The organism is Monashia sp. HAY1-11D (genome assembly GCF_056868035.1).
Window position 1 is genome coordinate 966,460 of the sequence record NZ_CP200320.1, and the last position, 24,864, is coordinate 991,323.

Genomic DNA, 24,864 nt, shown 5'->3' on the forward strand with positions numbered 1-24,864 from the left:
TGCCATCGCCGCTGCCCTGCCCCTCACCGCATGTAGCGAAGCGGCGAACGCCACGAAGCCGGCCGCGTCCGCCCCGGTGGAACACACCGACGACATCTCGAACGGGGTCCCGACCGACACCGCTGCCGCCAAGCTGGTCCCGCCGGACGTCCGCACCTCGGGCAAGCTGGTTGTGGCCATGGACCTCGAGGCTCCGCCGACCAACTTCATCGCGAGCGACAACACGACACCGATCGGGTTCAACGTCGACATCGCCCGGCTCATCGCCAAGAAGCTGGGTCTGCAGCTCGAGATCAAGAACGTCAAGTTCGACACGATCATCCCCGGGCTCGACGGCGGTCGGTACAACCTCACGGTGTCAGGGATGTCGGCCAACGAGGACCGCCTGAAGGTCCTCGACATGGTCTTCTACTTCAAGAACGGTTCGTCGATCGCCGTCGCCCATGGCAACCCGAAGAACCTCACGAACGACACGCTCTGTGGCATGAGCATCGGCGTGCAGTCGGGCTCGGTGCAGGAGCTGAAGCGCCTCCCGACCCTTTCCCAGAAGACCTGCGAGTCCAAGGGCAAGCCTGCGATCAAGCCCGTCTCGCTGCCGAGCGTGCAGGACGCGCTGACCCAGGTCGCCTCTCATCGGATCGACGGTGTCTTCTACGACACGACATCGCTGAACTGGGCCGACGCGCAGCAGCCGAACACCTTCCAGGTGCTCAAGCCCCAGGTCGCCACGGCGGACAACGCCGTCGCCCTCGCCAAGGGCTCCCCCTTGACGCCGGCCGTCCAGGCGGCGATCCAGTCGATCATCGACAGCCCCAAGTACAAAGAGGCGCTCAACCGTTGGGGATTCCCCTCCCTTGGCATCGACAAGGCCTCCATCGCGACCCCCCAGGGCTGACGCCTCGTCAGGGCAACAGCGCGGCTGGGCGGTGGCAACCTCCGTCGCCACCGCCCAGCCACCCGGAAAGGAACTGAACCATGGCGGAACTCCCTCCCGAGGACAAGCCCCGCGTTCGGCTCAAGCGCCCGGTCGACTACGTCCTCTGGGTGCTCGCAGCCGGAACGATCGCGGCTCTGGTCTACACGCTCGTCGCGAACGAGAACTACCGCTGGCCGGTCGTCCTGAAGTACTTCACGGCCGAGTCCATCATCCACGGCATCTGGATCACGTTGCTGCTGACCATGGTGAGCATGGTGCTGGGAATCGTCCTGGGACTGGTTCTCGCCCTGATGCGCTCGTCGTCCCAGCTACCGGTCTCCGGTCTGGCGCGGCTCTACATCACGTTCTTCCGCGGGACGCCGGTGCTGGTGCAGCTCGTCTTCTGGTTCAACATCGCAGCGCTGTATCCGCGTCTGTCGATCGGGGTCCCGTTCACGGACATCTCGATGCCGGTCGACGTCAACGAGCTGCTCAGCCCCCTGACGGCAGCCCTCATCGGACTGACGCTGAACCAGGCCGCCTACATGGCGGAGATCATCCGGGGCGGTTTCGCCGCGGTGGGACGTGGCCAGCTCGAGGCGGCCGAGTCTCTCGGCATGCACGGGTTCGACAAGCTCAGGACGGTGATCCTCCCGCAGACGCTGCCGTCCATCATCCCTCCCATCGGCAACCAGTTCATCGGGATGCTCAAGGAGACGTCCCTGGTGAGCGTCCTTGGGGTGGCCGACCTGCTGCAGAGCGCCCAGGCGATCTATGCCCGGACCTACGAGACGATCCCGCTGCTCATCGTCGCCAGCATCTGGTACCTGATCATGACCCTGGCCCTGAGCGTGCCGCAGTCGATGATCGAGCGCCGGTTCTCCCGACCCTCCCGCACGGTGAAGTCGAGTCGCACCGTCAGTGGGAGTGGCGGTCCGCGGACCGTCGAACTCGTCCAGAAGGAGTCGTTGCTGTGAGTGAAGGAACCATCCTCGCCCGAAAGCTGCACAAGAGCTTCGGCGACAATCCCGTCCTCCGCAGCATCGACTTCGAGGTCGCGGCGGGTGAGATCTCCTGCATCATCGGACCCAGCGGGTCGGGCAAGTCCACGCTGCTGCGCTGTCTCAACGGCCTGGAGACCGTCGACCGAGGCGTCCTGAAGGTGAACGGCGAGGACCTCGGCTACGTCGAGCACCCCCACGCCTTCCACGCCGTGGGGCCCCGCCGGCTGGCGAAGCAACGCACCCGGGTCGGCATGGTCTTCCAGCAGTTCAACCTGTTCCCCAACATGACGGCGCTCGACAACGTCATGTCCGGACCGGTGGTCGTCAAGAAGGTCTCACGCGACGTCGCCCGGGAGCAGGCGCGCACCTTGTTGGCGAGGGTCGGCCTGAGCCAGTGCGAGAAGCAGTACCCGGCGCAGATGTCGGGTGGACAGCAGCAGCGTGTCGCGATCGCCAGGGCCCTGGCCATGCAGCCCAGCATCCTGCTCTTCGACGAGCCGACGAGCGCCCTGGACCCGGAGAAGGTCGGCGAGGTGCTCGACGTCATGAGGGACGTCGCCAGTGCGGGGATGACCATGGTCGTCGTGACTCACGAGATGGGCTTCGCCCGGGAGGTGGCCCAGAACCTGGTCTTCATGGACGGCGGCGTCATCGTCGAGCGTGGCGATGCCAGAGAGGTTCTCAGCAATCCGCAGGAACGCCGCACCCAGGAGTTTCTCGAATGCGTCATCTGACACGTCGAGGACGGGACGCCGGGCCCATCAGTTCCCGCGGTCGTGGCCGGGCAGCCACCATCCCGCGCCCACCGTCCAGCATCATTCACGATTCGGAGAGACGATCGTCATGAAGTTCACGACATACCCCATGAACGGGCCGGATGCGGTGGCAGCACTCCCACCGGCACACGACAACCCGTGGTCGCGGAGCCTGTGGCTCGAAGGCGTCGTCGGGGACCTGATGCCGAGGGAGCAGCTCTCCGGTGACCACACGTGCGACGTCGCGATCGTCGGCGCCGGCTTCGGCGGGCTGTGGACGGCCTACTACCTCAAGGCGGCCGACCCGTCCCTGCGGGTCACGGTCGTCGAGGCCGAGATCGCGGGGTTCGGCGCTGCCGGTCGCAACGGCGGCTTCGTGTCCGCCGGGATCGCCGGCAGCGGCGCACGCTACGCCCGCACCGGCGGCTGGGACAGCGTCCTGCGGGCCGAGCGCGAGGTCCAGCACGGGGTTGACGAGATCGGCCGCGTCGTGGCGGCCGAAGGCATCGACTGCGGCTACACGAAGTCGGGTGCGCTCACGCTGGCGACCACGGAGCCGCAAGTACAGCGTCTCCACCAAAGGGTCGATGCCAAGCACCGTTTCGGGCTGGGTCCCGAGGACATCAGGCTGCTCACGGCCGAGGAGTGCGCCGACCTCGTCCGGGGCGCTGAGGGCGTTCTCGCGGGAACCTTCACGCCGCACTGCGCTCGAGTCGACCCCGCCCGGCTCGCCCGCGGACTGGCCGATGCCTGCGAGCGCCTCGGGGTGACGATCTACGAGCAGAGTGCAGCGGAACGCTTGGGCCCCAAGGTGGTCCAGTGCCGGAACGGTCGAGTGCGGGCCGATGTCGTGGTTCGGGCCACGGAGTCCTACACGATCCGCGAGCGCGGACAGCGACGCGGCTTCCTGCCCCTCTACTCCCTGATGATCGCCACCGAACCGCTCCCGCAGGAGACGTGGGACGAGCTCGGCTGGCGGGACGGCATGGGTATCGGCGACGTGAGGCACCTCTACTACTACGCCCAGCGCACGGTCGACGGCCGGATCGCCCTGGGCGGCCGAGGGGCGCCGTACCGACTGACCAACCCCATCTCCCCCGAGAACGAGCGCGACGCCGGGGTCTTCCAGAGGCTCACCGAGACCCTGCGCGAGGCGTTCCCGGCGGCGGCGCAGGCTCGCATCACCCACCACTGGGGCGGGCCCCTGGCGGTCCCGCGCGACTGGTGCATGCGGACGACGTTCGACCGCACCACGGGAATGGGATTCGTCGGTGCGTTCGGCGGTCACGGCGTCACGGCCGCCAACATCTCCGGCCGGACGATGCGCGACCTGATCCTGGGCCACAACACCGACCTGACCTCGCTGCCGTGGGTCGGGCACCACACCCGCAACTGGGAACCCGAGCCGCTGCGGTTCGTCGCCTCGAGGGCCATCACCAGGACGCTCGCGTCGTCCGACGCCTACGAGGAGCGGACCGGCAAGCCGGCGAAGCGGGCATGGCTGGTCAAGCCGTTCCTGCCACCGAGCTGACTGACGCCCAGCCGACCTTCCCAAGACACACCAAAGGAGAACCTCAATGCTGCCGTACCTGCACGTACCCGCCGCCACGATCCTCGGCGACCTCGAGCCCAACGGTCACCGCCCCGGCTACGACTCCGGTGACCCCCAGACGTTCAAGCTGTCGTTCGACACCGATCCCGTCGCCAAGACCGGCGTCTGGGAGTGCCAGCCCGGAGGCTGGGAGGTGACGCCTCGCGTGGACACCGAGGTGTGCTACATCCTCAGCGGCCGCGCGACCATCACCGACCACGCGACCGGCAACCGCTTCGAGATCACCGGCGGCGACGTGATCGTGCAGCCCAAGCACTGGACGGGCCGCTGGGACGTGACCGAGACCATTCGGAAGTTCGCCTGCCACGGCTTCGACTGAGTGGCGTCCCACCCGGCACGGGCGACACCGAGACGTCGCCTCCCCGGGTGGAGGCATGGCGGTCCGCGTAACCCAGGAAGCGGTGAGCGCATCAGCGCTCACCGCTTCTCCATGGGTCGATGGTCTGCGACCCGCAGGACGGGAATCAGTCGAAAGGCCTAGAAGGCCGTGTACCCGCCGTCGACGGGGAGCACGGCCCCGGTGATGTAGGACGACTCCGACGACGCGAGGAACAGGATGGCGTCGGCCACCTCCTCAGGGGTGGCGAGGCGCTGGAGCGGCATCTGGGACGCGCGCTCGCGGCGGTACGCCTCGGGGTCGGGCCGGCGCTGGATCGCTGCTTCGATGACCGGCGTGGAGGTCAGGCCGGGGGCGACGACGTTGACCCGGATGTTGCGCGGGGCCCACTCGATCGCCGCCCCCTTGGCGAGCATGATCAGGCCGCCCTTGGCGGCGGAGTACAGCACCTGGTCCGGCATGCCGACCACCCCGAGCCGCGAGCTGACACACACGATCGAGCCCCCGGCGGCGGGCATCAGCGGCGCGAAGTGCTTCATGACGAGGAACGCGCTGAGCAGGTTGCTGTGGAGCACGTTCTTCGCGTCGGCGTACGCCATCTCCATCAGCGGGCTGCTGGCCTGCAGGCCGTGGTTGAGGACCACCACGTCGACCGAACCGAAGGACTCCCCGGCCCGCGCCGCGAGACCGGCGACGAACGCCTCGTCGTTGAGGTCCCCCGGGACGTACACGTCATCGGGCTGGGCGCTGGCCAGCTGCTCGCGGCGGCCCGTCAGCAGCAGCCGCGCACCCTCGCGACGGAAGCGGGAGCTCACCGCCTCGCCGATCCCGCTGCTGGCACCGGTGACCAGCGCAGTCACCTTGTCGAGTCTCATCTCGGCTTCTCCTGGAGGTTCTGGGGTTGGGAGGGGTTGAGTTCTCACGGTTTGGGGGTGAGTTCTTCGGGGTTGGACAGGCTGCGTGGACCTCAGCTGAGAAGCCCTCGGGCGGCCACCGGCCACCGCTCCAGCATCGTCCCGTCGGTGTTGGTCACGAGGAGCTCCTCGAAGCTGGCCACTTCCGGGCAGACGTGGTTGGGCACCACGGGCACCACCTGGCCGACGCTCGGACGCGGCTCGCCACCGGGCACCGCGACGAACCCGTGGTACTCGTTGCACGTTCTCTCCTTGAGACAGCGGGAACGGCTGGGCTGGAATCCACGCACCCGGTCCTTCAGCCACGCAACGAGGTGGGCGCGCTTCTGTCTGCCGGTCCCAGGCCGCCGTACAGACCATCTGGACCTCGACCGGGCTGTTCAGGGACAGGCCGGCTATGCCGATGGCGGTGCGGGAATCATCTTTCCCAGATCTCCTTGTCAACTGCGACGTCTGACCGGTCGACGCTACGGCCACCCCGAAGACGAGTCCAGACCACGGCAGCAGATCGAGGTATTCGTATGATCGACGGTCGTCATACGGAGGCATTTGGATGCTCCGAGCCCTTCGATGGCGCTGATCGTCCACGGAGGTATAGCCTTGCTTCTGCCGTTCGGGCGCTGGCTCGGCCCGAGACTCGCGCACGACTCGGTATGAGGTGGACCATGGCACAGCGTCAGAACACCGGATCAGCGCATCAGCCGATCGACGGCATCGACCTCGCCTTGCTGCGTGCGCTCAAGGAAGACGCGCGTGCACCGATCGGTGAGCTGAGCACGGCCGCCGGCGTCTCTCGAGCCACCGCTTACGCTCGTCTGGCTCGACTGCGGGAGGAGGGCGTCATCAACTCCTTTACCGTGACGGTGAACCCGAAGAGCGTTGGCCTCACCGTCACCGCTGTGATCCTGCTCCGATCGACGACGGACGTCTGGAAGCCGTGGTCGGAACTCGCACCGCTGCTCGAGGAGATGCCCGAGGTCGAGTTCGCTGCAGACGTCGCCGGGGAGTTCGACATCCTGCTGCTCGTGAGGCTGCGCGACGCCGAACACCTGCAGCGCTTCATCACCGAAGAGTTGCGGCCGCGCATCCCCGGCATCGCCGGCACGCGCACGCTCTTGGTGCTGAACCAGGTTCCCGAGCGCTCGCTCGTGCTGCCGCCCAAGTGAGGGCCCGCCCGGTTGTGGCTGGGCTGCCACGCTCGGGGCAGGCTGATGTGCTTGGTGAGTCTGACGATGTTTGCACTCCTGGCCCTGGGAACGTGGCCTCGGTTTCGACCCGCTCGCCGACCGCTTGACAGCGAGAAGTGATCGGGCGCCGGGTTCGGAGCGCTCCAGCCGGCCGCATGAGCGGCCAGCCCCCAGGAGGTGCACCACTTCCTGCCGCACCAGGTCCCGGGCCCTCTCCACATCGACGTCCCACGAGATGACCCCCCGCGCGGATGCCCTGTCGGACGGTCCTGCGATGGCAACGGTCACAACGTGACCGATCGCCGGGGCACATCGCGCGGTGATATCAGATCGTCTGAACCCCCGTCTGACCTGTGGACCCGGCAAGAGCACGCTCCTAGCCTGACGTCACTGGGGAAGGGTGCTCTCAGTCGGCGTGATCGTGCCCAAGGAGTGCCGCGACACAACCATTTGCGCCGGGTCCTCCGGCATAGCAGAAGGAACCCGAGACATGAGACGACTTCGCTGGGCATGTGGCCTTGCACTTGTCGGATTGACCGCCACGGCATGTGGCATGGGTGGCACGCCAGACGGCCAGGGTGCGAATCGCGGGGGAGACCGTGTCGTCTACGACGAGCAGATCCCGCCGAAGGCGAACTGGGCGACCGAGACCGACGACGCCCACGCGCTCGTCCGCGCGGGGTGTCTGGAGACGCTGGTCAAGTACGGCTACGACGGCACCAGCCTCGAGCCGATGCTGGCCACCAAGTGGACCCAGGTCGACCCGACGAACTGGCAGTTCACGTTGCGTGACGGCGTGAAGTTCCAGAACGGCAGCCCGTTGGACGCCCAGGCGGTCGTGGGCGCGATCGAGCACGTGCTCAAGGCCAAGGTCCCGGCCCGGGCGCTCAACCCGAAGACCATCTCGGCCGTGACGGCGGTGGACACCTCGACCGTGAAGGTCACGACCCCCGCCCCGGACCCGATGGTTCCGCTGCGGTTCGCCAGCCCGAACTCGGGCATCCTGGCACCGCAGGCCTACACCGGGTCCCAGATCGACATCAAGGGCACCTGCACCGGTCCGTTCACCGTGACCAACGAGGTGCCGGCACAGTCGCTGTCGCTGGAGGCCAACCAGAACTACTGGGGCGGCAAGCCGAAGCTCGCCTCGGCCGAGGTCCGCTTCATCTCCGAGGGCGCCACGCGTGCCACGCAGCTGCAGACCGGTGAGGCCCAGATCGTGCGCGGCATCCCGGCGGTGAGCCTGGCCACCGTGAAGGGCGATGACCAGGTGCGCACCACCACCACGGCGCTGCCGCGCACCACCGTCATGCTGCTGAACAACGCCAAGGCACCGTTCAACAACCCGCTGGTGCGCCAGGCGATCCAGAAGGCCGTCGACACCAAGGCGATCATCGACGGCGTCTACGAGGGCACCGGCCAGCCCGCGGTCGGGCCGTTCTCGCCCGACACCCACTGGGCACCGGCGAACGCGCAACCGACCGGGACCAACCTGGACCAGGCGCGCTCGCTGCTGCAGCAGGCCGGCGTCGACCCCACGTCGCTGTCCTTCGAGCTGCAGGCCTACATCGACCGGCCGGAGCTGCCCGACGACGCCGCCGTCATCCAGGCACAGCTGGCCAAGCTCGGGATCAAGGTCAAGGTCAAGACCGGCGAGTCCGCCGCCATGGAGCCGGGCTGGCTCGATGGCAGCTTCCAGGCCACGCTGTTCTCCCGCGGTTACCTGGTCGACGTCGCCGACCCGGGCGGGTACCTGGTCTCGGACTGGACCTGCGACGGCAGCTACAACCTGGCCCACTACTGCGACAAGCAGACCGACCAGATGATCAAGGACGCGGTCGCGACCGCGAACCCGGACGCCCGCAACCAGAAGTACGCCGCGATCGCCGCCCGGCTGCAGGCCCAGGCCGCCAGCGTCTTCCTCCTGCACGAGCAAGCCACCTGGGGCCTGCGGGCCAACGTCAAGGGCTTCAAGCCCCACCCGCTCGACTACTACGTCCTGACAGCCGACCTCAGCCTCGGCTGAGGTCGGCATGCCGGGGTGAGGGCAGACAGACCGATGTTCACGGTCTGCCCTCACCCCGGGGACCTGGCCGAAGACCGTCAGGACCCGTTGCCGAGCCGGTTGATGCACACGACCTTCGGCTGGGTCATCTCCTCGAAGGCGAAGCGGACGCCTTCGCGGCCCATGCTGCCGTACTTGAACCCACCGAACGGCATCGCGTCGAACCGGTAGTCGGACGAGTCGTTGATCATGACGCCACCGGCTTCCAGCAGTCGTGCCGCCGCCAACGCGCGGTCCAGGCTGGAGGTGAAGATGCCCGCGTGGAGGCTGTAGTCGATCGAATTGGCCTGTGCGATCGCGTCCTCGAAGGACTCGAACGGCTGCAGCACCACCACGGGCGCGAACGCTTCGTCCTGCCAGATCGAGCTGTCGGCCGCCACGCCTTCCAGCACGGCCGGCGTGTACAACGAGCCGTCGACGTCGTTGCCGCACAAGAGTGTTGCCCCCTGGTCCAGCGCCGCCGCGACCTTCGCCCGGGTGGCGAGTGCGGCCTCCGGCGTGATCATCGGGCCAACGTCGGTGAGGTCGTCCAGCGGGTTGCCGATGCGCAGTAGCGTGGTGCGGGCGACGAAGGCGTCGCGGAACCGCTCGTAGAGGTCGCGGGCGATGAGGATCCGCTGGGTCCCGATGCAGTTCTGGCCCGCGGCCCAGAACGCGCCGGAGACACACGACGCGACGGCCTCGTCGAGATCGGCGTCCGCCATGACGATGACCGGGGCGTTACCCCCGAGGTCCATGGCCAGCTTCTTCAGCCCGGCACTGCGAGAGATCGCCTCGCCGGTCCTGAACCCCCCGGTGAAGGACACCATGCGCACGTCCGGGGCCGAGACGACGGCGGCGGCGACCTCCGCGTCGCCGTTGACCACGGTGACGACGTCCTCGGGCAGGCCGGCCTCGACCAGGGTGTCGACCAACCGCACGGCGGACAGCGGCGTCAGGGCGGACGGCTTGAGGATGACGGCGTTGCCGCCGGCAATCGCCGGTCCCAGCTTGTGGGCCACGAGGTTCAAGGGGTCGTTGAACGGGGTGACCGCCGCGATGATGCCGAGCGGCTCACGGGTGAACCAGCCCTGCCGTCGCTCCGAGCCCTCGTACGCGTCGAAGGGGACCACCTCCCCGGCGTTGCGGCGGGCCTCGGCTGCGGACAGGGACAGGGTGTTGACCGCGCGCGCGACCTCCTTCCGGGCCTGGGTGATGGTCTTGCCGGCCTCGCCGACGATCAGCCGGGCGAACGACTCCGCCCGATCCTCGACCAGGCGGGAGGTGCGTTCAAGGATGGAGGCCCGTGCGGCGCGGGACAGCGAAGCCGCGGCGAGGCGGCCGCTCCTTGCCTGCTGCAGGATGCCGTCGATGGCGCCGGCATGGACGGTTGGCACGGAGGCGATGATGTCGCCGGTGTAGGGGTTGCGCACGGGCACCGTGTCGGTGCCCGTGTCTGTGCAGAGGTCAGCGAGGGGCGGCGCGATGGTGTCAGGCATGGAAGGTCTCCTCGAGAGCAGGACGCGTGGGTGCCGTGTCATGGGCGTGGCGCTGGTGGATGGCGATGATGTCCGACAGCAGGGCATAGGCCGTCTCGATCCGGCCCGCGCCCGGCCCGGACACCGTGACCGTGCCGAGCAGGTCGGTGGTGAAGGCGACGGCGTTCGACGCGCCGCAGACCCCGGCGAGCGGGTGGTGGCTCGGTAGCGCGAGGGGGGCGACACGGGCCTCGACGCTGCCATCGTCCCGGCGGGTGGCGGAACCGACCAGCTTCCAGTGCAGCCCCTTCGACGCGGCGTCCCGCACCTCGTGCGCCGTGATCGCCGAGATCCCCTCGCACGGCACGTCCTCGCGGCGCAGCCGGGCGCCCAGCACCTCGTTGGCCAGGATCATGACCTTGAGCTGGACGTCGTGACCCTCGATGTCTGCGGTGGGGTCGGCTTCGGCGTAGCCCAGCGCTTGGGCCTCCGCGATGGCGTCCGGCAGATCGACGTTGTCCTCGAGCCGGCCGAGGATGTAGTTTGACGTGCCGTTCATGATGCCCTGGACCCCGGTGATCTCCAGTCCGCGGAGCAGGCGCTGGGCGGTGCGCAGCACCGGGGTGCCGCTGAGCACGGAGCCCTCGAACTCGAAGCCGAGACCGTGTTCTGCTGCCAGCGCCTTGAGTGCCGAACCGGCGAGGGCGACCGGCCCCTTGTTGGTGGTGCACACGTGCTTGCCCGACTCGAGGGCCCAGCGCACATACGAGACGGCGGGCTCACCGTCCGTGGGGTTCGTGTAGGTCGCCTCGACGACGATGTCCGCCGCGACCTGCCGGATCACCCACTCGTTGCGCGGATCCGCACTCCCGCCCTCGAAAGCCGCGAAGCTCAAGGCACGAGGCTCGGCGGACAGCACCGGCACGAGGTCGATACCGGCCAGGTCGACGAGGGAGCCGGCTCGCAGGTCCGTGATGGCCACGACGCGCAGCGAGAACCCGAGCCGGGCCGCCAGGTCGTCGCCGCGCTCGACGATGAGCTCGGCGAGCGCGCGGTTGACGCCGCCGAACCCGATGAGACAGAGGTCGTATCGGTCCATGTGTTCACTCCTTGGCACCGGGGCGCACCGTTCACGGTGGCTCTCCGCTGAGATCCTCGACGCCCGACGCGTCAGTGGCCCCATGTCGCAACGGCCAAAGGGCATGCCGGATGGCACGTCGGGGGCACGATCCGTCAGTCCCCCAGCCGCCCGGCGCGGTCACCATGACCTGGCGGTCGCACGTGAGGAGCAGCAACGGCGCGAGCGTTCCCGGGAGGGCGAAGGAGAGCACGATCTGGCTCCAGACGAGCGCATCGGTCGGTTCGACACCCGCGCCGAGGATGAGAGCCGGGATGACCCCGAGCAGGCGGCGATGCAGGGGCGTGATCGGTCGGCGGCCGAAGCCCTGCATGACGACGTCGCCTGTCTGGACGCCGACCAGGGTTGATGCAGACCCGCGGCCGGAAGGGCGAGGATCGTCGCAGCCATCTGGCCGGCGTTGGTCCCCAGGGCCGCGTATGCCGCCTCCATGCTCGAGCCGGCCTCGGAGGGCAGCGCGGCCGAGAAGACGACGAGGCCGATGTCGGCCGCGCCGGCGATGGTCATGGCGACGACGACGGAGTGCACTGTCTGACGGCCCGCCGCCCCAGCGTGGCCTCGTCCCGCGCTTGCGAGGCTGCCGAGTGGACGTGCAGGGCAGGCGGCATGAGGGCGTCAGGCGTTGCGGGCCTCGGCGTCCACCACGGTCGTCGAGGCCGCCAACGACCCCAGGAGGGCCAGTGCCTGCGCGGTCCGCGAACCGGGTTCGGCGGCGTAGATGGTGAGGGTGAGTCCGGGGTCGGAGAGCATGTCGACGCTCTCGTAGGCGAGCGAGCTCGCCAACGGCCGTGTGGTGGAACGTCTTGGTCCCGGCACCGTGGAGGCGCACGTCGTGGCTGGACCAGCGACGCCGGAACTCCTCGCTCCGGGTGGCGAGCTTCTCCACGAGGTCGTGCATGAGTCTGTCGTGGGGGTCCCGGCCGGCTTCGGTGCGCAGGATGGCAACCGCGGTGTCGGCGGCGGTGTCCCAGTCGGGGTAGAAGCGGTGGGAGTCCTCGTCGAGGAACGTGTACGACGCGAAGTTCGGGACGGGTCCCCGCGAGCGTTCGTACAGGGAGGCGTGCAGGGCGCGTCCGAGCGGGTTGGTGGCCAGCAGGTCCATGCGTCCGTTGCGGACCAGCGCCGGACCGCCGGTGATGCAGTCCAGCACCCATGTGAGGCTGGGCCGAGGAGTCCACGTCCGGCTGCGACGTCGGGGCCGAAGGATCTCGCTGGTCCCGTCCGCGGCCTGGGCGAGGTTGAACAGGTGGCTGCGTTCGGCGTCGTCCAGGCGCAGGGCGCGAGCGATGGCGTCGAGGACCGAGGCGCTGACGCCTCCCAGGGCGCCTCGTTCGAGCTTCGAGTAGTACTCGATGCTGACCCCGGCCAGGGCCGCGACCTCGCCCCGGCGCAGCCCGGGTACTCGCCGCTGCCCGACGTCAGGGAGCCCGACGTCCTCGGGTGTCAGCTTCGCGCGTCGGGAGCTCAGGAACTCGCGCACCTCCGATCGGTTGTCCATACCTTCGGACGCTACCCGCCCGGCCAGCTCGTGAGGGATGCCCTGCTGGTACACCTCACGAGCGTGACTTCTTCGCGTCCGCGGGCGCCGGTTCCATGGAGGCATGCCACTTCTGCAGGACCACACCAGCACGCGTCCGAGCTCCGCCGCAGTCGGCCCGACGCCCGGTCCCCGGGACTCGTCCGCGCCGACGACTGCTGCGACGCTGACGGGGTCCGTGCTGGGGACCATCGTTCTCATCACGGCGATCGCACCGTTGGCCACCGACACGTACGTCCCCGCGTTCCCGCTGGTCGGGCGCGACCTTGAGGCGTCGGCGACCCAGGTTCAGCTGACGCTCACGACGTTCTTCGTCGGCATGGCGCTGGGGCAGCTGGTGGGTGGGCCGTTCTCGGATCGGGCGGGTCGCCGCCGCCCGCTGCTCATCGCCTTGGCGGCGTTCGTGGCCGGCTCGGTGCTGTGCGCGCTCAGCCCGACCGTGCCGGTGATGATGGCCACCCGACTGGTGCAGGGCCTCGCGGGCGGATGGGCCATGGTCATCGCCCGTTCCGTGGTCGTGGATCTCACCGACGGCACCCGGATGGTCCGCGCGATGAACGTGGTCGCTGCCGCCGCCGGCACCGCGCCTGTCGTCGGGCCCCTTCTGGGGGCGCTGGTGCTGTCGGTGTCACACTGGCGGGTCTCCTTCTGGCTGGTTGCTGCCCTGGCGGCCGTGATGCTCGCGGCGGTGGCCTTCGCGATGCCCGAGTCGCTCCCCGTCGAACGACGCCACGCAGGTGGTCTCGGCCGTCTCCTCGGCGCCACCGGGGAGGTGCTCTCCTCACGCGTGTTCAGCGGGCACCTCGTGGTGTTCGCGTTCTCGATGGGGACCACGTTCGCCTACGTGGCAACCTCCGCGTACGTGCTGCAGTCGATGAACGGTTTCACCCCGTTGCAGTACTCGGTCGACTTCGCCGTCAACGCCGCCGGTATGACGGCTGCGGCGCTGGTCGCCGCTCGGTACGCCCACCGGGTCCCGGCCCGCGTGTTCGTCAAGGTAGGACTCGGTGCCACCGGTGTCGCCGGCGCGGTGCTGGCTGTCGGGGCCCTGTGGTTCTCGATGCCCCTCGCGACCGCGCTGGCGGGCTTCTTCCTCCTCATGACCGCCCAGGGACTGGTCGGGCCGAATGCGGGCGCCCTTGCCTCCGCTGCGGTTCCGGAGCATCCCGGCACCGGATCGGCGCTGCTCGGCTTCCTGCAATGGGTGATGGCCGGCACCATCGCACCCCTGGCGGGTCTTGGGGGCCAGCACACGGCCGTCCCGATGGCCGCCATCGTCCTGGTCCTCGCTGGCGCATCTGCGGCCGCCTACCTCCTTGGCCGACCACACCCCACCCACCGCGTGGGGCCACCGGCACCAGCCACCCACTGACCCGGCTGAAGCCGCTGGCGCCTCCCTTCACCGAGCCGGCGCGCCCGCCAGGGCAGCGAACCGACACCAATCCGAGAGGAAAGCATCATGCGTGGAGTAGTGATGTACGGTCCCGGCGATGTGCGCGTCGTCGACCGCGACGAGCCCCGCATCGTCGAACCGAGCGACGCCGTCATCCGGCTGACCGCTACCTGCATCTGCGGGTCCGACCTGTGGCCCTACCGGGGCGCAGAACCCGCCGACGGGCTGCCCATGGGCCACGAGTACGTCGGCGTCGTGGAGGACGTCGGCCCGGCCGTCGAGACCGTGAAGCGCGGAGACTTCGTCGTCGGGTCATTCGTCATCTCCGACGGCACCTGCGAGATCTGCCGCGCCGGATACCCGTCACGGTGCGCGCACGCCGAGTTCGTCCACGGCACCATCGGCACCCAGTCCGAACGGGCCCGCATCCCGTACGCCGACGGCACCCTGGTCGCCACCCCCGGCATACCGTCCGACGACTTGGTCCCCAGCCTGCTGGCGGCGTCCGACGTCCTCGGCACCGGATGGTTCGCCGCCGTCGCCGCCGAGGTCGGACCCGGCAAGACCGTTGCGGTCGTCGGTGACGGCGCGGTCGGGCTCCTCGGCGTCCTCGCCGCCCGCGAGCTCGGGGCCGAGCGCATCATCGCCATGAGCCGCCACGCCCCTCGGCAGGCCCTGGCCCGCGAGTTCGGGGCCACCGACATCGTCGAGGAACGCGGCGCCGACGGCGTCGCTCGGGTCAAGGAGCTGACCGGCGGGCTCGGTGCGCACTCGGTCATCGAGGCCGTCGGCACCCAGGAGTCGATGATGCAGGCCATCCGGGCCACCCGCCCCGGCGGCCACCTCGGCTACGTCGGCGTCTCCCACGACGTCGAGCTTCCCGGTGACGAGCTGTTCTTCTCCCAAGTCCACCTCCACGGCGGCCCCGCCCCCGTACGACGGTTCCTGCCCGACCTCATCGAGCGCATCTGGGCTCGGCAGATCGACCCGGGCAAGGTCTTCGACCTCGAGCTGCCCCTGGCCGAGGCCGCCGCCGGCTACACCGCCATGGACGAGCGGCGCGCCATCAAGGTCCTCCTGCACCCGTGACCAGCCATCGCATGCCCCGCCGAGCAGCCGGCCTGCTGGGAGCCGCGACGGTCCTGGCCGTCGCGGTTCTCACCGGGTGCAGCACCACCGCCGACAACCAAACCAGCGGCGTCGAAGCCGGTCAGTCGCCCGCCGACCCACCGAACCGGGATCGAGCCGGCACCGCCACGACGACCCGGGTCCGGGGCCCCCGCGAATCCAGCAACAGCAGCAACAGCACCCCCGAGGAGGGCAGCATGCAGATAGAGATCCGAGTCGGAGACGAGCTGTTCACCGCCACCGTCGACGCCACTCCCGCCGGCCGCGACCTGCTGGCCCAGCTCCCGCAGACCCTGCAGATGCGTGACCACGGCGGCGTCGAGAAGACAGGACCGCTCCGGGCCCCACTCAGCCTGGACGGCCAACCCGCCGGTGCGGACCCCAGCGTGGGTGACCTCGGGTACTACGCGCCCGGCAACGACCTCGTCTTCTACTACGGCGACCAGTCCTACTACCACGGCATCGTCATCCTCGGCGCCCTCGATGCCCACGCCACGTCACGCCTGGCTCAGCTTCCTGGCGACCTCACCGCTCACCTCAGCGGGCTCGACTCCTGACCCCGATGACCGAACGACCCCCACTCCGCGAAAGGACCCGATCGTGAAGTTCACCCAAAGCGGCGGTCAGACCGCCACCGGACCCAGTGACTGGTTCACGGGCACCGTCTACATCGACGGCATCCGCAACCCCGACCGCCAGTCCGCCGTCGGCTGTGCCCACGTCCGCTTCACCCCGGGCGCCCGCACCGCCTGGCACACCCACCCCCGCGGCCAGACGCTGTACATCACCGACGGCATCGGCTACGTCGCCCGCCGCGGCGGACCCGTCCAGGAGGTGCGCCCCGGCGACGTCGTCTACATCGAACCCGGCGAGGAGCACTGGCACGGCGCCACACCCGACAGGTTCATGGCTCACATCGCCATCCAGGAAGCCGACGGCGACGGAGAAGTCGTCACGTGGCTCGACGACGTCACCGACCGCGAATACCGCCGCTGAAGCCTCTCCCAGCACCGGGCGATCTCGCCGACCGTCTCGAGGATGCGGTGTCTTGGGACGGTTCGGTCGGAGGAGGTGTCACGCGAGGTGGTGGACGGCAGAGGGAGCCGGTCAGCCGGGCCCGCTGCGGGCTAGTGGTTCTCGGAAAGGCTCCACATGGTCCACAGCTCCGTCCGCATCCGGCGGGGCTGCCGCAGGGTGTAGGTCACCGCCTGTGCGATGTCACCGGGCTCCATGAAGTGACCCTGCGCGGGGTCCTGGTCGCCGAAGCGGCCGTCGGCCGCCGCGAAGGGCGTGTTGACGCCGGCCGGTGCGATGGTCGTCGTCCGGATGCCCTCGGCGCGCAGCTCCCGATCGAGCGCGTAGCCGAGGTTGATCTGAGCGCCCTTGGTGGCGGCATACACAGCCTCCCTGCCGCCGCCGATGAGCAGACCGGCGACGGAGCCGATGACGACGATGTCGCCGCCGTCGCCCTGGTCCCGGAACTGCCGCACGGCTGCACGGGCGAGCCAGATCGTGCCCTTGACGTTGACATCGACCATCAGCGCCACTTCGTCCGCGGAGTAGTCGAGCACTCCGCCGTAGAAGCCGATCGCGGCGTTCGCGACCACGGAGTCCACCCTTCCGAAGGCTTCCACGCCAGCGGCGACCAGGGCGTCGGCCGTGACCTCCTCGCGGACGTCACCGACGCTGACGACCAGCCGGCTCTCGTCCCACTCCTCGGAGAGGCGGCTCACCGTGTCGGCACGCAGGTCCCCGGCCACGACCCGACCGCCGCTGTCGAGGACCGACCGGGCGATGGCCCCGCCGATGCCGCCGCCGGCGCCGGTGACGACGACGACCGTGTCCTTCAGGTTTCGTCCGTAGGTTTGCCTCACAGGTGCTCCTTCTGACCGGAGGGTGGTGGTCACTTGATCGCTCCCATCGACAGGCCGCGGACGAGCTGCTTCTGGGCGACCCAGCCGGCGACGATGACCGGCAGGGCGGCGATCGTCGCTGCGGCCGACAGGACCGCCAGGAACTGCCCGCGTCCGTCGACGAAGCTGCCGAGGAAGGGCGGCGTCGTCCGAGCGGCCGAGCTCGTCAACAGCAGGGCGAGGAAGTACTCGTTCCAGGCGAAGATGAAGCTGATCAGCGCCGCGGCCGCGACCCCGGGCAGGACGAGCGGCAGGACGATCCGCACGATCTCGCGGAACATGCCGGCCCCGTCGACGCGCGCCGCCTCGATGATCTCGAAGGGGACCTCGAGGAAGAACGAGCGCATCATCCACACCGTGACAGGTAGGTTCATCGCGCCGTACACGATCGCGAGCACGTAGACGTTGTCGAGCAGCCCGATCGTCTTGAAGATCATGAACAGCGGCAGGACGATCGCGGCGAGGGGCATGAACCGGGTCGAGATGAAGAACGAGAGCGAGCCCTCGACGTTCTTCACGCGGCGGATCGACAGCGCGTACGCGGCCGGGATCGCGAGTGACACCGAGATGATCGTCGAGATCACCGCGACAGTCAGCGAGTTCTGGAGGTAGCCGGTCATGCCACGGTCCATTGCGAGCTGGTAGCCCTCGGTGACGGGCTTGAAGATGAACGTCGGGTTGACCGACGACGCGAGCGACTCCGGCTTGAACCCGTTGAGGACCATCCAGAGGACGGGAAAGAAGAAGACCAGCACCAGGATCCACGTGACGAGGGTGGTGAGGGCCCTCCTGGCGGATCCGTTGGACCTGTTGCCGTTCATCGGCTTCCTCCTGCCATGAAGACCTTGAAGACGCTCTTGAGAGCGATGGTCGCGACGATGATGGTGAGGACGACGGTCACGACGCCGTATGCGGCTGCCTGCCCGACGTCGAGACCGATGAAGGCTCGCTCGTAGAGAAGGTAGGCAAGCGTCTTGGTGCCGCCGGTCCCCTTGGTGAGGATGGCGATCGGGTCGAAGACCTGCAGGATGATCACTGACCCGAGCAGTACGCCGATCTCGACGTACATCCGCAGGTGCGGCAGCGTGATCCACGTGAAGGTCCGCCACGTGCCGGCGCCGTCGACCTGGGCGGCCTCGAGGATTCCCTTGTCCTGCCCCTGCAGACCGGCCAGCAGGATCAGCATCATGAACGGCGTGAACTGCCAGGTCAGCACGATGATGACCGTGGCCATCGGGTACTGGGTGCTCCATGGGACGACGGGCAGGTGCAGCGACTGCAGGACCCAGTTGATCATCCCGATGTTGGTGTCGAACATCGAGTACTTCCAGATGAGTGACGCGGCCGCCGGCATGATGAGGAACGGCGTGATCATCAGGGTCCGGGCCACGGCGCGGCCGCGGAACGTGCGGTCGAGCAGGACCGCGAAGAGCAGGCCGAACAAGACGGCCAAGGTGACCGAGAAGGCCGTGATGAGAACCGTGGCGCGGATCGCGGGCCACAGGTCACCGGAGGTCAGCGCGCTCGTGTAGTTGTCGAAACCCGCGAAGGCGCGGTCGTTGGGGTAGAGCAGGTTCCACTTCGTCAGCGAGAACCCGATGGTGGTCAGGAACGGGATCTGCGTCAGCAGGATGAGGAAGACGACGGCGGGCAGCAGCAGGCCCCGGTTGCGCCAGCAGCTCCTTCCGCTTCAGGCGCCGATTGTCGGTCGCTGTGGTGGTGCGGACGTCCTCGAGCTCGGTCGGTTGGGTGGTAGTGGTGGTCATGTCGGCACTCCCTCGTGCGACTGCGGGGTCGGAGAAGGTGGGTGGTGCCGGGCCCGTGGAGTGCCGGACCCGACACCACGTGTCATCGGGGCGTCACTTCTTGTGCTTGTCGCCAGCCGCCTGGGCGACTGCCTGGCACTTGCCGAGCGCGTCGTCGACCGTGCCCCGGTTGGCCAGGTAGTCGGCGACCAGCTGGGCGCACTGGTTGCCCACGTCCTGGAACTCCGGGATGGAGACGTACTGGATGCCGACCCACGGCTGCGGGTTCACCCCCGGCTGCTTCGGGTTGACGGAGCTCATCACGTCGAGGGTGATGGGCGCGTACGCCTTGGCGGCCTGCTTGTACTCGGGGATCGAGTAGGTCGAGGTGCGCGAGCCCGGCGGCACGTTGGACCAGCCGATCTTCTGCCCGACGAGCTTGATGTAGTCCTTGCTCGTGGCCCACTTGACGAACTTGACCGCGGCGTCCTGGTTCTTGGAGGTGGCCGGGATGGCGAGGTTCCAGCTCCAGAGCCAGCCCGACTCCTTCGTGCTGTCCACCGGCATGTGGGCGTAGCCCATCTTGCCCTTGACGGGAGAGTCGGCAGCCTCGAGCATCGACGCCGCCACGGACGCGTCAGCCCACATCGCGGCCTTGCCCTCCTTGAGCGCCGTCAGACACTCGTTGAAGCTGTAGGAGACTGGGTCCTTCTCGCCGGAGTCGTCGAGCATCGTCTTGTAGAACGTCACGGCGTTCTTCCACTCCGGGGTGTCGACCGTGGCTTTCCAGTTGCTGTCGTACCAGTTCCCACCGAAGGTCTGCACGACCGTCGTGAGTGGAGCGAACAGGTCGCCCCACCCCGGCTTGCCCCGCATGCAGATGCCAGCCATGTCGTTGGTCTTGACCTTCTTGGCCGCCGCCGCGACCTCCTGCCACGTCGGGTTCTGCGAGATCTTGACGCCGGCCTTGTCCAGGACCTCCTTGTTGTACATGAGGATCGAGGACTCGCCGTAGAAGGGGACGGCGTAGAGCTTGCCGTTGTAGGTGTTGACGTCACGCACCGGCGGGAGCAGGTCGTCGACGTCGTAGGAGGAGTCCTTCTGCAGATCGGGGGTGAGGTCGACGAGCCAGCCGTTGGCGCCCCACTGCGGCGTCTCGTAGGCGCCGATGGTGACGATGTCGTACTGGCCGGCGCCGCTGGCCACGTCCGCCGTCACGGCGGCCCGCAGGTCGCTCTCCTCCATGACCTGGAAGTTGACCTTGACGCCCGGGTTGGCCGCCTCGTACTCGGTCTTGAGCTTCTCCATGTCCTTCATCTGGCCGTTGTTGACCGTGGCCAGCTTGAGGGTGACGGTGCCACCGGCTCCCCCGGTCGAACCGCCGCCGGCCTGGACGGCGCCGGACGAGCACGCGGCCAGGGCCACGGTGATCGCCACCATGCCCGTGCCGAACGTGAGCATGCGCTTGTTCGCAAGCATTCCCAACTCCTTTGGTAGGCATCTCTCGTTCCACCCGGCCCGAGCGCCAGCGGCATACGGGAACGGTGGCGGCCAAGGGCCCGGACGCGTCGTCCGGCGTGGACTTGACTGGAACTTGCCGGAACGCTAGAGGGGCCGCGCCGGCGTCAACAAGGACACAGGCGGTGCGCTGTTGGTACTATTTTTCCGATGGATGTCGACCGGAGCCGCCCTCGAAGCCAGAACTTCGCACGGAGGCTGCAAGGACGACGTCCCTGCTGCAAAGGAGCCGACAATTTCGTATCGACCGGGTCCCCCGCCGGATCGAGGCACCGCCCGTGGGGCGAAGCCGGCACGTGCGGCCACCCGTCCGCCGAGTGCCACGATGAGCCCAGCCATTCGGCGTGAGTACATCCCACCGCACCCGCAGGCCTCGGTGCGTGTGCTCACGCATGACTTCCCGAGTGAGATCTGCGGCTGGGGCGCCCACCCCGAGTACGAGATCCACCTCATCACCAAGACGCGTGGCAGCTTCATCGCCGGCGACTACATCGGTACGTTCACGCCGGGACACGTCAGCATGATGGGGCCAGAGCTGCCTCACGACTGGGTCAGCGACCTGGCCGAGGGACAGGTCGCCGTCGACCGGGATGCCGTCATCCAGTTCAGCGACGAGTGGATCCGCGGGGCGATGAAGCACCTGCCGGAGCTGGTGGAGCTCTCGGAGGTGCTGCAGCGCTCGACCCGCGGACTCGTCTTCTCCGGCGCGACCGCGTGGCGCGCAGCCGAGACGATCCTGGCGTGCGTGCACAGCCAGGGGGTCGAGCAGTTGGCCCACCTCTTCAAGCTCCTGGCGCTCTTCGCACAGGCCCCCCATGACGAGTACGAGGTCGTGGCGAGCGAGTGGTTGGGTCGGCCCACGGACGCCGCGTCGCGCGACGCCGGCGAGGCGGGCCTGGCGTACATCTTCGACAACCTCACCGGGGACATCCGGCTCTCGACTGCGGCCCGACTCGCCTACATGTCGGAGCCGACGTTCTCCAAGTACTTCAAGACGGCCACGGGAATGACTTTCTCGAGCATGGTCAAGAAGCTGCGGATTGCCTACGCCAGACGCCTTCTCGACACCACTGAGGCGTCAGTGGCGCAGATTGCCCAGATGAGTGGCTACAACAACATGGCCAACTTCAACCGGCAGTTCCTCGCCGAGGTGGGGACGACGCCCACGAACTACCGGCGTCTCGAGAGCGCGCAGAAGCCGCCGCCGGAGATCCTGAGCCTCAACCGGCGCGCACCGTCGGACTGAGCTCGTCCCAGTCGGTCAGGGTCCAGTGCCGGTGGGAATGCGGCTGCCTCCAAGGGAAGCCGTCCACGGGCCTGACCCACCATGATCAAGGCCCTCGGTTTATTGACCGAAGCTCAGACGGTTGCGAGATTCACGGGCATGGCTGCCGCCCGCACCATGACACGCGCCATCTGCGGCATGGTCGGCATGGATCCAGCCGCCGACCACAGCTCGCTGGGCGACGCCGTCGTGGAAGTGGTCGACGCTGCCGCCCTCAGCGCGAAGACGGGCAGCCAGCTCATGGCCCGTTCGGAGCAACGACCGTGCACTCGGCGCATCGGGAACCCGGAAGCTGCTGGGTTCGACCCGGTCGGGGGTGGCCGTGTACCCATCACCCAGGTTCGAGGAGCCGGCGCCAGATCGGGTCGGAGGCCCGCGGGCTGATGCTCTCGATCGGCAAGGCCGCCGCTCGGCGGCAAGGCAGGACGAGGTCAGGGTTCCTCTGAGCGGTATGCGCGTTCTCGTGCCGAGGGCTGGTAGTGCGTGCTGACATGGCACCATGCTGACTTCGCAGCCGCCCCCGGCGGTTCAGGCCGAGGCTGCGGCCCTGCAGGCGGCCGTCCGGCACATCGTGCCGGCCCGAACGGACACCAACCTGCTCATCGGGTCCTGGAACCTGCGCGGGTTCTCCGACGTGACCGAGTCCTGGGACCCACCGGCGAACGCCATCCCGCGACGGGACCGGCGCGCGATCACCCTCATCGCCGCCGTCGCGTCCGCGTTCGACGTCGTCGCCGTCCAGGAGGTCCGCCGGGACACCACAGCCCTGAGAGCGTTGACAACCACGCTCGGGCAGGACTGGCAGTTCGTCTGCAGTGACGTCACCGAGGGCCAGGCCGGCAACGGGGAGCGCCTGACGTTCCTCTACGACTCCACACGGGTCCGCCCCTCCGGGCTCGTCGGCGAGATCGTCCTGCCCCCGCAGGCGGCCACGGCCGCGGCACAGTTCGCCCGCACCCCGTACGCGGCCAGCTTCACCCGCAACGCGGTGGAGTTCATCCTCACCACCGTGCACATCGTCTGGGACGCCCCGGCCAGCCGGATCCCAGAGATCACCGCCTTCGCGACCTGGATGCACGCCTGGGCCGTCCGCGGCCACGACTGGAACAGCAACCTCCTCGCGCTCGGCGACTTCAACCTCGAGGGCCCCGGCACACCGCTCTACCGGGCCTTCGTCTCCACCGGCCTGTTCCCACCCGGCGAGCTCAGCACGCTGCCCCGCACCATCTTCGACACCCCGAGCAAGCGCCACTACTACGACCAGATCGCCTGGTTCTCCGATGTCGACGCCACCGGCCAGGTCCACAACCTGCTCCACGGCATGACCTACACCGGACGAGCCGGGAACATCGACTTCCTGCCCTACGTCTACGCGGGCATGTCGAAGATCGCGGTCTCGTGGCGCATCAGCGACCACTACCCACTATGGGTCGAGTTCGAGCTCAACCCGGGACAACGGACGTGAGCGAGCGACCTCGAGCGGACCGCGGCAGGTCCGGACGTCACTCCGGCGCGGCAGGGCTCGGCGGGGTTGTCGAGTAGGTCGACCCGCTGGGCTGGCACCCGAACGCGGGCGACTCGTACCGCCACCAGATCAGGGTCCGGTGGCGACGAGGTAGCCACAGAGGCCGACGATGACCGCGGTGATGACCGACGCGACGACAGTCGTGATCCGCGCTGGTTGCCCGCCCTCGACAGACCCTCGGCTTCAAGACACCATCAGAAGCACTAGCGGAAGCGTTGCAATGACCGCCTGAACCCGCACCGATGAGAGGGCGTGCAAGGTGCCCTGGGTTACTCGGCGCTGCGGGCCACGAGGTAAAGCGGCAAGAACAGCACCAGCACCAATAGGCATAGGGCCGCCCACACTTCCGGCCTATCAACCGTGAGATCACCGAACCTGGCGACGACGGGTCGGTCGAGCTTCACCCGTGACCGGGCATCCGCCAGCACCCAAAGGCTGGCGGCTCCGACGGCCAGGACCACGAGCAAGGCACTCAGCACGGAGGGACTCACCCGTTCAGTATCCCGGCAGCGCGCGCACATGCGGCGAACCGAGGCGATCGTCCCGATGGCAGTGAGATCCCGTACGGCCGTCGGCCCTTCGCATGATGGCGGCCAGCACCTGTTCCTCCGGAAGTCGCGCTGCTGCCGCGCCAGGTCCGCGGCGAAACGCACAACATCAGCTCGGGTGCCTCTTCGTACATCTGCCGAGATGACCGTTCTGCGGAGTTGTCGGGCCGCAGCTATTCGGTGATAACCGTCAGCCAGCAGCAGGCGGCCTTCGATGTCGTAGAGGACGACATTCGAGACGAAGTCGCGCGAAAGTCCTTGGCGCAGTGAAGAGTCGGGTGGTCGGCGGCTAGGTTCCGGGAGAGTGTCCCTGGTCACGGGCATTGGCCAGCGTGAGTTGGCGCCGGTGGTGTTCATAGTGCTGCGTGGGGTAGTGGTAGACGTCTCGCAGGGTCATGAAGTCGGCGAAGTAGGGGTCCCAGCCGACCGGGAAGTGCATCCCGCGTCGCAGCGTGTTCTCGGGCGTTGCGTCGAGCGACGCGTGCAGCTGTTCGATGTTCCGGTCCATGAGACGGACCATGCGGGGTCGCCCGAGGATCCGGGCGCCGCCGAGGGAGCCGATGTAGTTGACGACATGGAATGGCCGGGTCGCGGCATCCAGCACCGCCGCGAAGGTCTTGGAGGCCCGGTCGGGCAATCTGGCGAACCCGCGCACGAGGGGGCGCAGGTTGCGTACGAGCAGGTATCCGAAGAGCATGTGGAAGAGCAGTTGCTCATTGGTCCACTTGGTGCCGTTGCTCGGCCGGCCGAGTTCCGCCTTGGTCGCGGTCTCGAGCAGGTACCGGAAGTCGCGGCGCACACGGTCGAGCTCTGCGTGGATCTCATCGTTGTCCATGCGTCGCTCCGGAAGGCTGTGAGGTGGTGCCGGATCAACGGTAGACGGTGGC

General features: G+C 68.4%; 24 protein-coding genes and 1 pseudogene. 13 read left to right on the top strand and 12 right to left on the bottom strand.

Annotated elements, in window-relative coordinates; genetic code table 11:
- The first annotated feature begins 76 nt into the window (after positions 1–76).
- From AC1VM9_RS04460 to AC1VM9_RS04480, 5 genes are all read left to right on the top strand, one after another.
- Positions 77–895 carry an ABC transporter substrate-binding protein gene (locus AC1VM9_RS04460; protein ID WP_483121424.1) on the top strand — a complete coding sequence of 273 codons (819 nt, stop codon included), beginning with the start codon at positions 77–79 and terminating at the stop codon, positions 893–895.
- 80 nt (positions 896–975) lie between these two features.
- Complete coding sequence (locus tag AC1VM9_RS04465; protein WP_481346996.1) at positions 976–1,893, top strand: amino acid ABC transporter permease; 918 nt, start codon at positions 976–978, stop codon at positions 1,891–1,893.
- Positions 1,890–2,654 (top strand): amino acid ABC transporter ATP-binding protein, encoded by a 765-nt coding sequence (locus tag AC1VM9_RS04470; RefSeq protein ID WP_481343903.1) that lies wholly within the window; start codon positions 1,890–1,892, stop codon positions 2,652–2,654. The genes AC1VM9_RS04465 and AC1VM9_RS04470 overlap by 4 nt, the downstream gene beginning before the upstream one ends.
- A 109-nt stretch (positions 2,655–2,763) precedes the next feature.
- Positions 2,764–4,206, top strand: coding sequence for an NAD(P)/FAD-dependent oxidoreductase (locus tag AC1VM9_RS04475; protein ID WP_483121427.1), 1,443 nt, complete (start codon positions 2,764–2,766; stop codon positions 4,204–4,206).
- Positions 4,207–4,252: 46 nt separating this feature from the next.
- Positions 4,253–4,606, top strand: coding sequence for a cupin domain-containing protein (locus AC1VM9_RS04480; protein WP_483121428.1), 354 nt, complete (start codon positions 4,253–4,255; stop codon positions 4,604–4,606).
- Positions 4,607–4,764: 158 nt separating this feature from the next.
- On the opposite strand, the gene AC1VM9_RS04485 is transcribed toward AC1VM9_RS04480, so the two are convergent.
- Both AC1VM9_RS04485 and AC1VM9_RS04490 read right to left on the bottom strand, forming a co-directional pair.
- A complete protein-coding gene (locus tag AC1VM9_RS04485) occupies positions 4,765–5,499 on the bottom strand; it encodes an SDR family NAD(P)-dependent oxidoreductase (protein ID WP_483121430.1) in 735 nt (244 codons plus the stop codon).
- Between the two features lie 92 nt (positions 5,500–5,591).
- Positions 5,592–5,828, bottom strand: coding sequence for a hypothetical protein (locus tag AC1VM9_RS04490; protein WP_483121432.1), 237 nt, complete (start codon positions 5,826–5,828; stop codon positions 5,592–5,594).
- A 375-nt stretch (positions 5,829–6,203) separates the two neighbouring features.
- Between AC1VM9_RS04490 and AC1VM9_RS04495 the strand changes: the two genes are divergently transcribed.
- Entirely contained in the window at positions 6,204–6,704 is a 501-nt protein-coding gene (locus AC1VM9_RS04495) for an Lrp/AsnC family transcriptional regulator (protein WP_481343868.1), read from the top strand.
- Between the two features lie 574 nt (positions 6,705–7,278).
- Positions 7,279–8,751, top strand: coding sequence for an ABC transporter substrate-binding protein (locus AC1VM9_RS04500; protein WP_483121434.1), 1,473 nt, complete (start codon positions 7,279–7,281; stop codon positions 8,749–8,751).
- 77 nt (positions 8,752–8,828) lie between these two features.
- Here AC1VM9_RS04500 and AC1VM9_RS04505 read toward each other — a convergent pair whose 3' ends face one another.
- The 5 genes and pseudogenes from AC1VM9_RS04505 to AC1VM9_RS04525 all read right to left on the bottom strand — a co-directional run.
- The gene (locus AC1VM9_RS04505) at positions 8,829–10,268 is read right to left on the bottom strand and encodes an aldehyde dehydrogenase family protein (RefSeq protein WP_483121436.1); all 1,440 of its coding nucleotides are present in this window, start codon (positions 10,266–10,268) and stop codon (positions 8,829–8,831) included.
- Complete coding sequence (locus AC1VM9_RS04510; RefSeq protein WP_481343723.1) at positions 10,261–11,346, bottom strand: homoserine dehydrogenase; 1,086 nt, start codon at positions 11,344–11,346, stop codon at positions 10,261–10,263. Before AC1VM9_RS04510 ends, AC1VM9_RS04505 begins: the two co-directional genes overlap by 8 nt.
- Positions 11,347–11,377: 31 nt before the next feature.
- Complete coding sequence (locus AC1VM9_RS04515) at positions 11,378–11,698, bottom strand: divalent metal cation transporter (protein ID WP_481343724.1); 321 nt, start codon at positions 11,696–11,698, stop codon at positions 11,378–11,380.
- Between the two features lie 302 nt (positions 11,699–12,000).
- On the bottom strand, positions 12,001–12,168 hold the full coding sequence (locus AC1VM9_RS04520; RefSeq protein ID WP_483124059.1) for a hypothetical protein: 168 nt from the start codon (positions 12,166–12,168) through the stop codon (positions 12,001–12,003).
- A gap of 46 nt (positions 12,169–12,214) precedes the next feature.
- Positions 12,215–12,988: pseudogene (locus AC1VM9_RS04525) on the bottom strand (helix-turn-helix transcriptional regulator); the annotation flags it as partial.
- Between AC1VM9_RS04525 and AC1VM9_RS04530 the strand changes: the two are divergent.
- The 4 genes from AC1VM9_RS04530 to AC1VM9_RS04545 all read left to right on the top strand — a co-directional run bounded on the left by AC1VM9_RS04530 (position 12,987) and on the right by AC1VM9_RS04545 (position 16,439).
- Complete coding sequence (locus AC1VM9_RS04530; RefSeq protein WP_481346781.1) at positions 12,987–14,294, top strand: multidrug effflux MFS transporter; 1,308 nt, start codon at positions 12,987–12,989, stop codon at positions 14,292–14,294. The pseudogene AC1VM9_RS04525 and the gene AC1VM9_RS04530 overlap by 2 nt on opposite strands.
- An 87-nt stretch (positions 14,295–14,381) precedes the next feature.
- Complete coding sequence (locus AC1VM9_RS04535) at positions 14,382–15,404, top strand: zinc-dependent alcohol dehydrogenase family protein (protein WP_481346780.1); 1,023 nt, start codon at positions 14,382–14,384, stop codon at positions 15,402–15,404.
- 11 nt (positions 15,405–15,415) lie between these two features.
- On the top strand, positions 15,416–16,000 hold the full coding sequence (locus AC1VM9_RS04540) for a cyclophilin-like fold protein (protein ID WP_481346779.1): 585 nt from the start codon (positions 15,416–15,418) through the stop codon (positions 15,998–16,000).
- A gap of 43 nt (positions 16,001–16,043) precedes the next feature.
- Entirely contained in the window at positions 16,044–16,439 is a 396-nt protein-coding gene (locus AC1VM9_RS04545) for a (R)-mandelonitrile lyase (protein WP_481346778.1), read from the top strand.
- Positions 16,440–16,570: 131 nt separating this feature from the next.
- Here AC1VM9_RS04545 and AC1VM9_RS04550 read toward each other — a convergent pair whose 3' ends face one another.
- The 4 genes from AC1VM9_RS04550 to AC1VM9_RS04565 all read right to left on the bottom strand — a co-directional run bounded on the left by AC1VM9_RS04550 (position 16,571) and on the right by AC1VM9_RS04565 (position 20,580).
- Positions 16,571–17,317 (bottom strand): SDR family oxidoreductase, encoded by a 747-nt coding sequence (locus tag AC1VM9_RS04550; RefSeq protein ID WP_481346777.1) that lies wholly within the window; start codon positions 17,315–17,317, stop codon positions 16,571–16,573.
- 29 nt (positions 17,318–17,346) lie between these two features.
- On the bottom strand, positions 17,347–18,177 hold the full coding sequence (locus tag AC1VM9_RS04555; protein WP_481343699.1) for a carbohydrate ABC transporter permease: 831 nt from the start codon (positions 18,175–18,177) through the stop codon (positions 17,347–17,349).
- On the bottom strand, positions 18,174–18,800 hold the full coding sequence (locus AC1VM9_RS04560) for a carbohydrate ABC transporter permease (protein WP_483121440.1): 627 nt from the start codon (positions 18,798–18,800) through the stop codon (positions 18,174–18,176). Before AC1VM9_RS04560 ends, AC1VM9_RS04555 begins: the two co-directional genes overlap by 4 nt.
- Before the next feature lie 415 nt (positions 18,801–19,215).
- Complete coding sequence (locus tag AC1VM9_RS04565) at positions 19,216–20,580, bottom strand: ABC transporter substrate-binding protein (protein WP_481347084.1); 1,365 nt, start codon at positions 20,578–20,580, stop codon at positions 19,216–19,218.
- Positions 20,581–20,944: 364 nt separating this feature from the next.
- Between AC1VM9_RS04565 and AC1VM9_RS04570 the strand changes: the two genes are divergently transcribed.
- Together AC1VM9_RS04570 and AC1VM9_RS04575 are read left to right on the top strand one after the other, a co-directional pair.
- Positions 20,945–21,865, top strand: a complete 921-nt coding sequence (locus tag AC1VM9_RS04570) for an AraC family transcriptional regulator (RefSeq protein WP_481347083.1) — start codon at positions 20,945–20,947, stop codon at positions 21,863–21,865.
- Between the two features lie 538 nt (positions 21,866–22,403).
- Entirely contained in the window at positions 22,404–23,369 is a 966-nt protein-coding gene (locus AC1VM9_RS04575) for an endonuclease/exonuclease/phosphatase family protein (protein ID WP_483121442.1), read from the top strand.
- Positions 23,370–24,266: 897 nt separating this feature from the next.
- On the opposite strand, the gene AC1VM9_RS04580 is transcribed toward AC1VM9_RS04575, so the two are convergent.
- Positions 24,267–24,812 (bottom strand): DinB family protein, encoded by a 546-nt coding sequence (locus AC1VM9_RS04580; protein ID WP_481347078.1) that lies wholly within the window; start codon positions 24,810–24,812, stop codon positions 24,267–24,269.
- Positions 24,813–24,864: the final 52 nt, after the last annotated feature.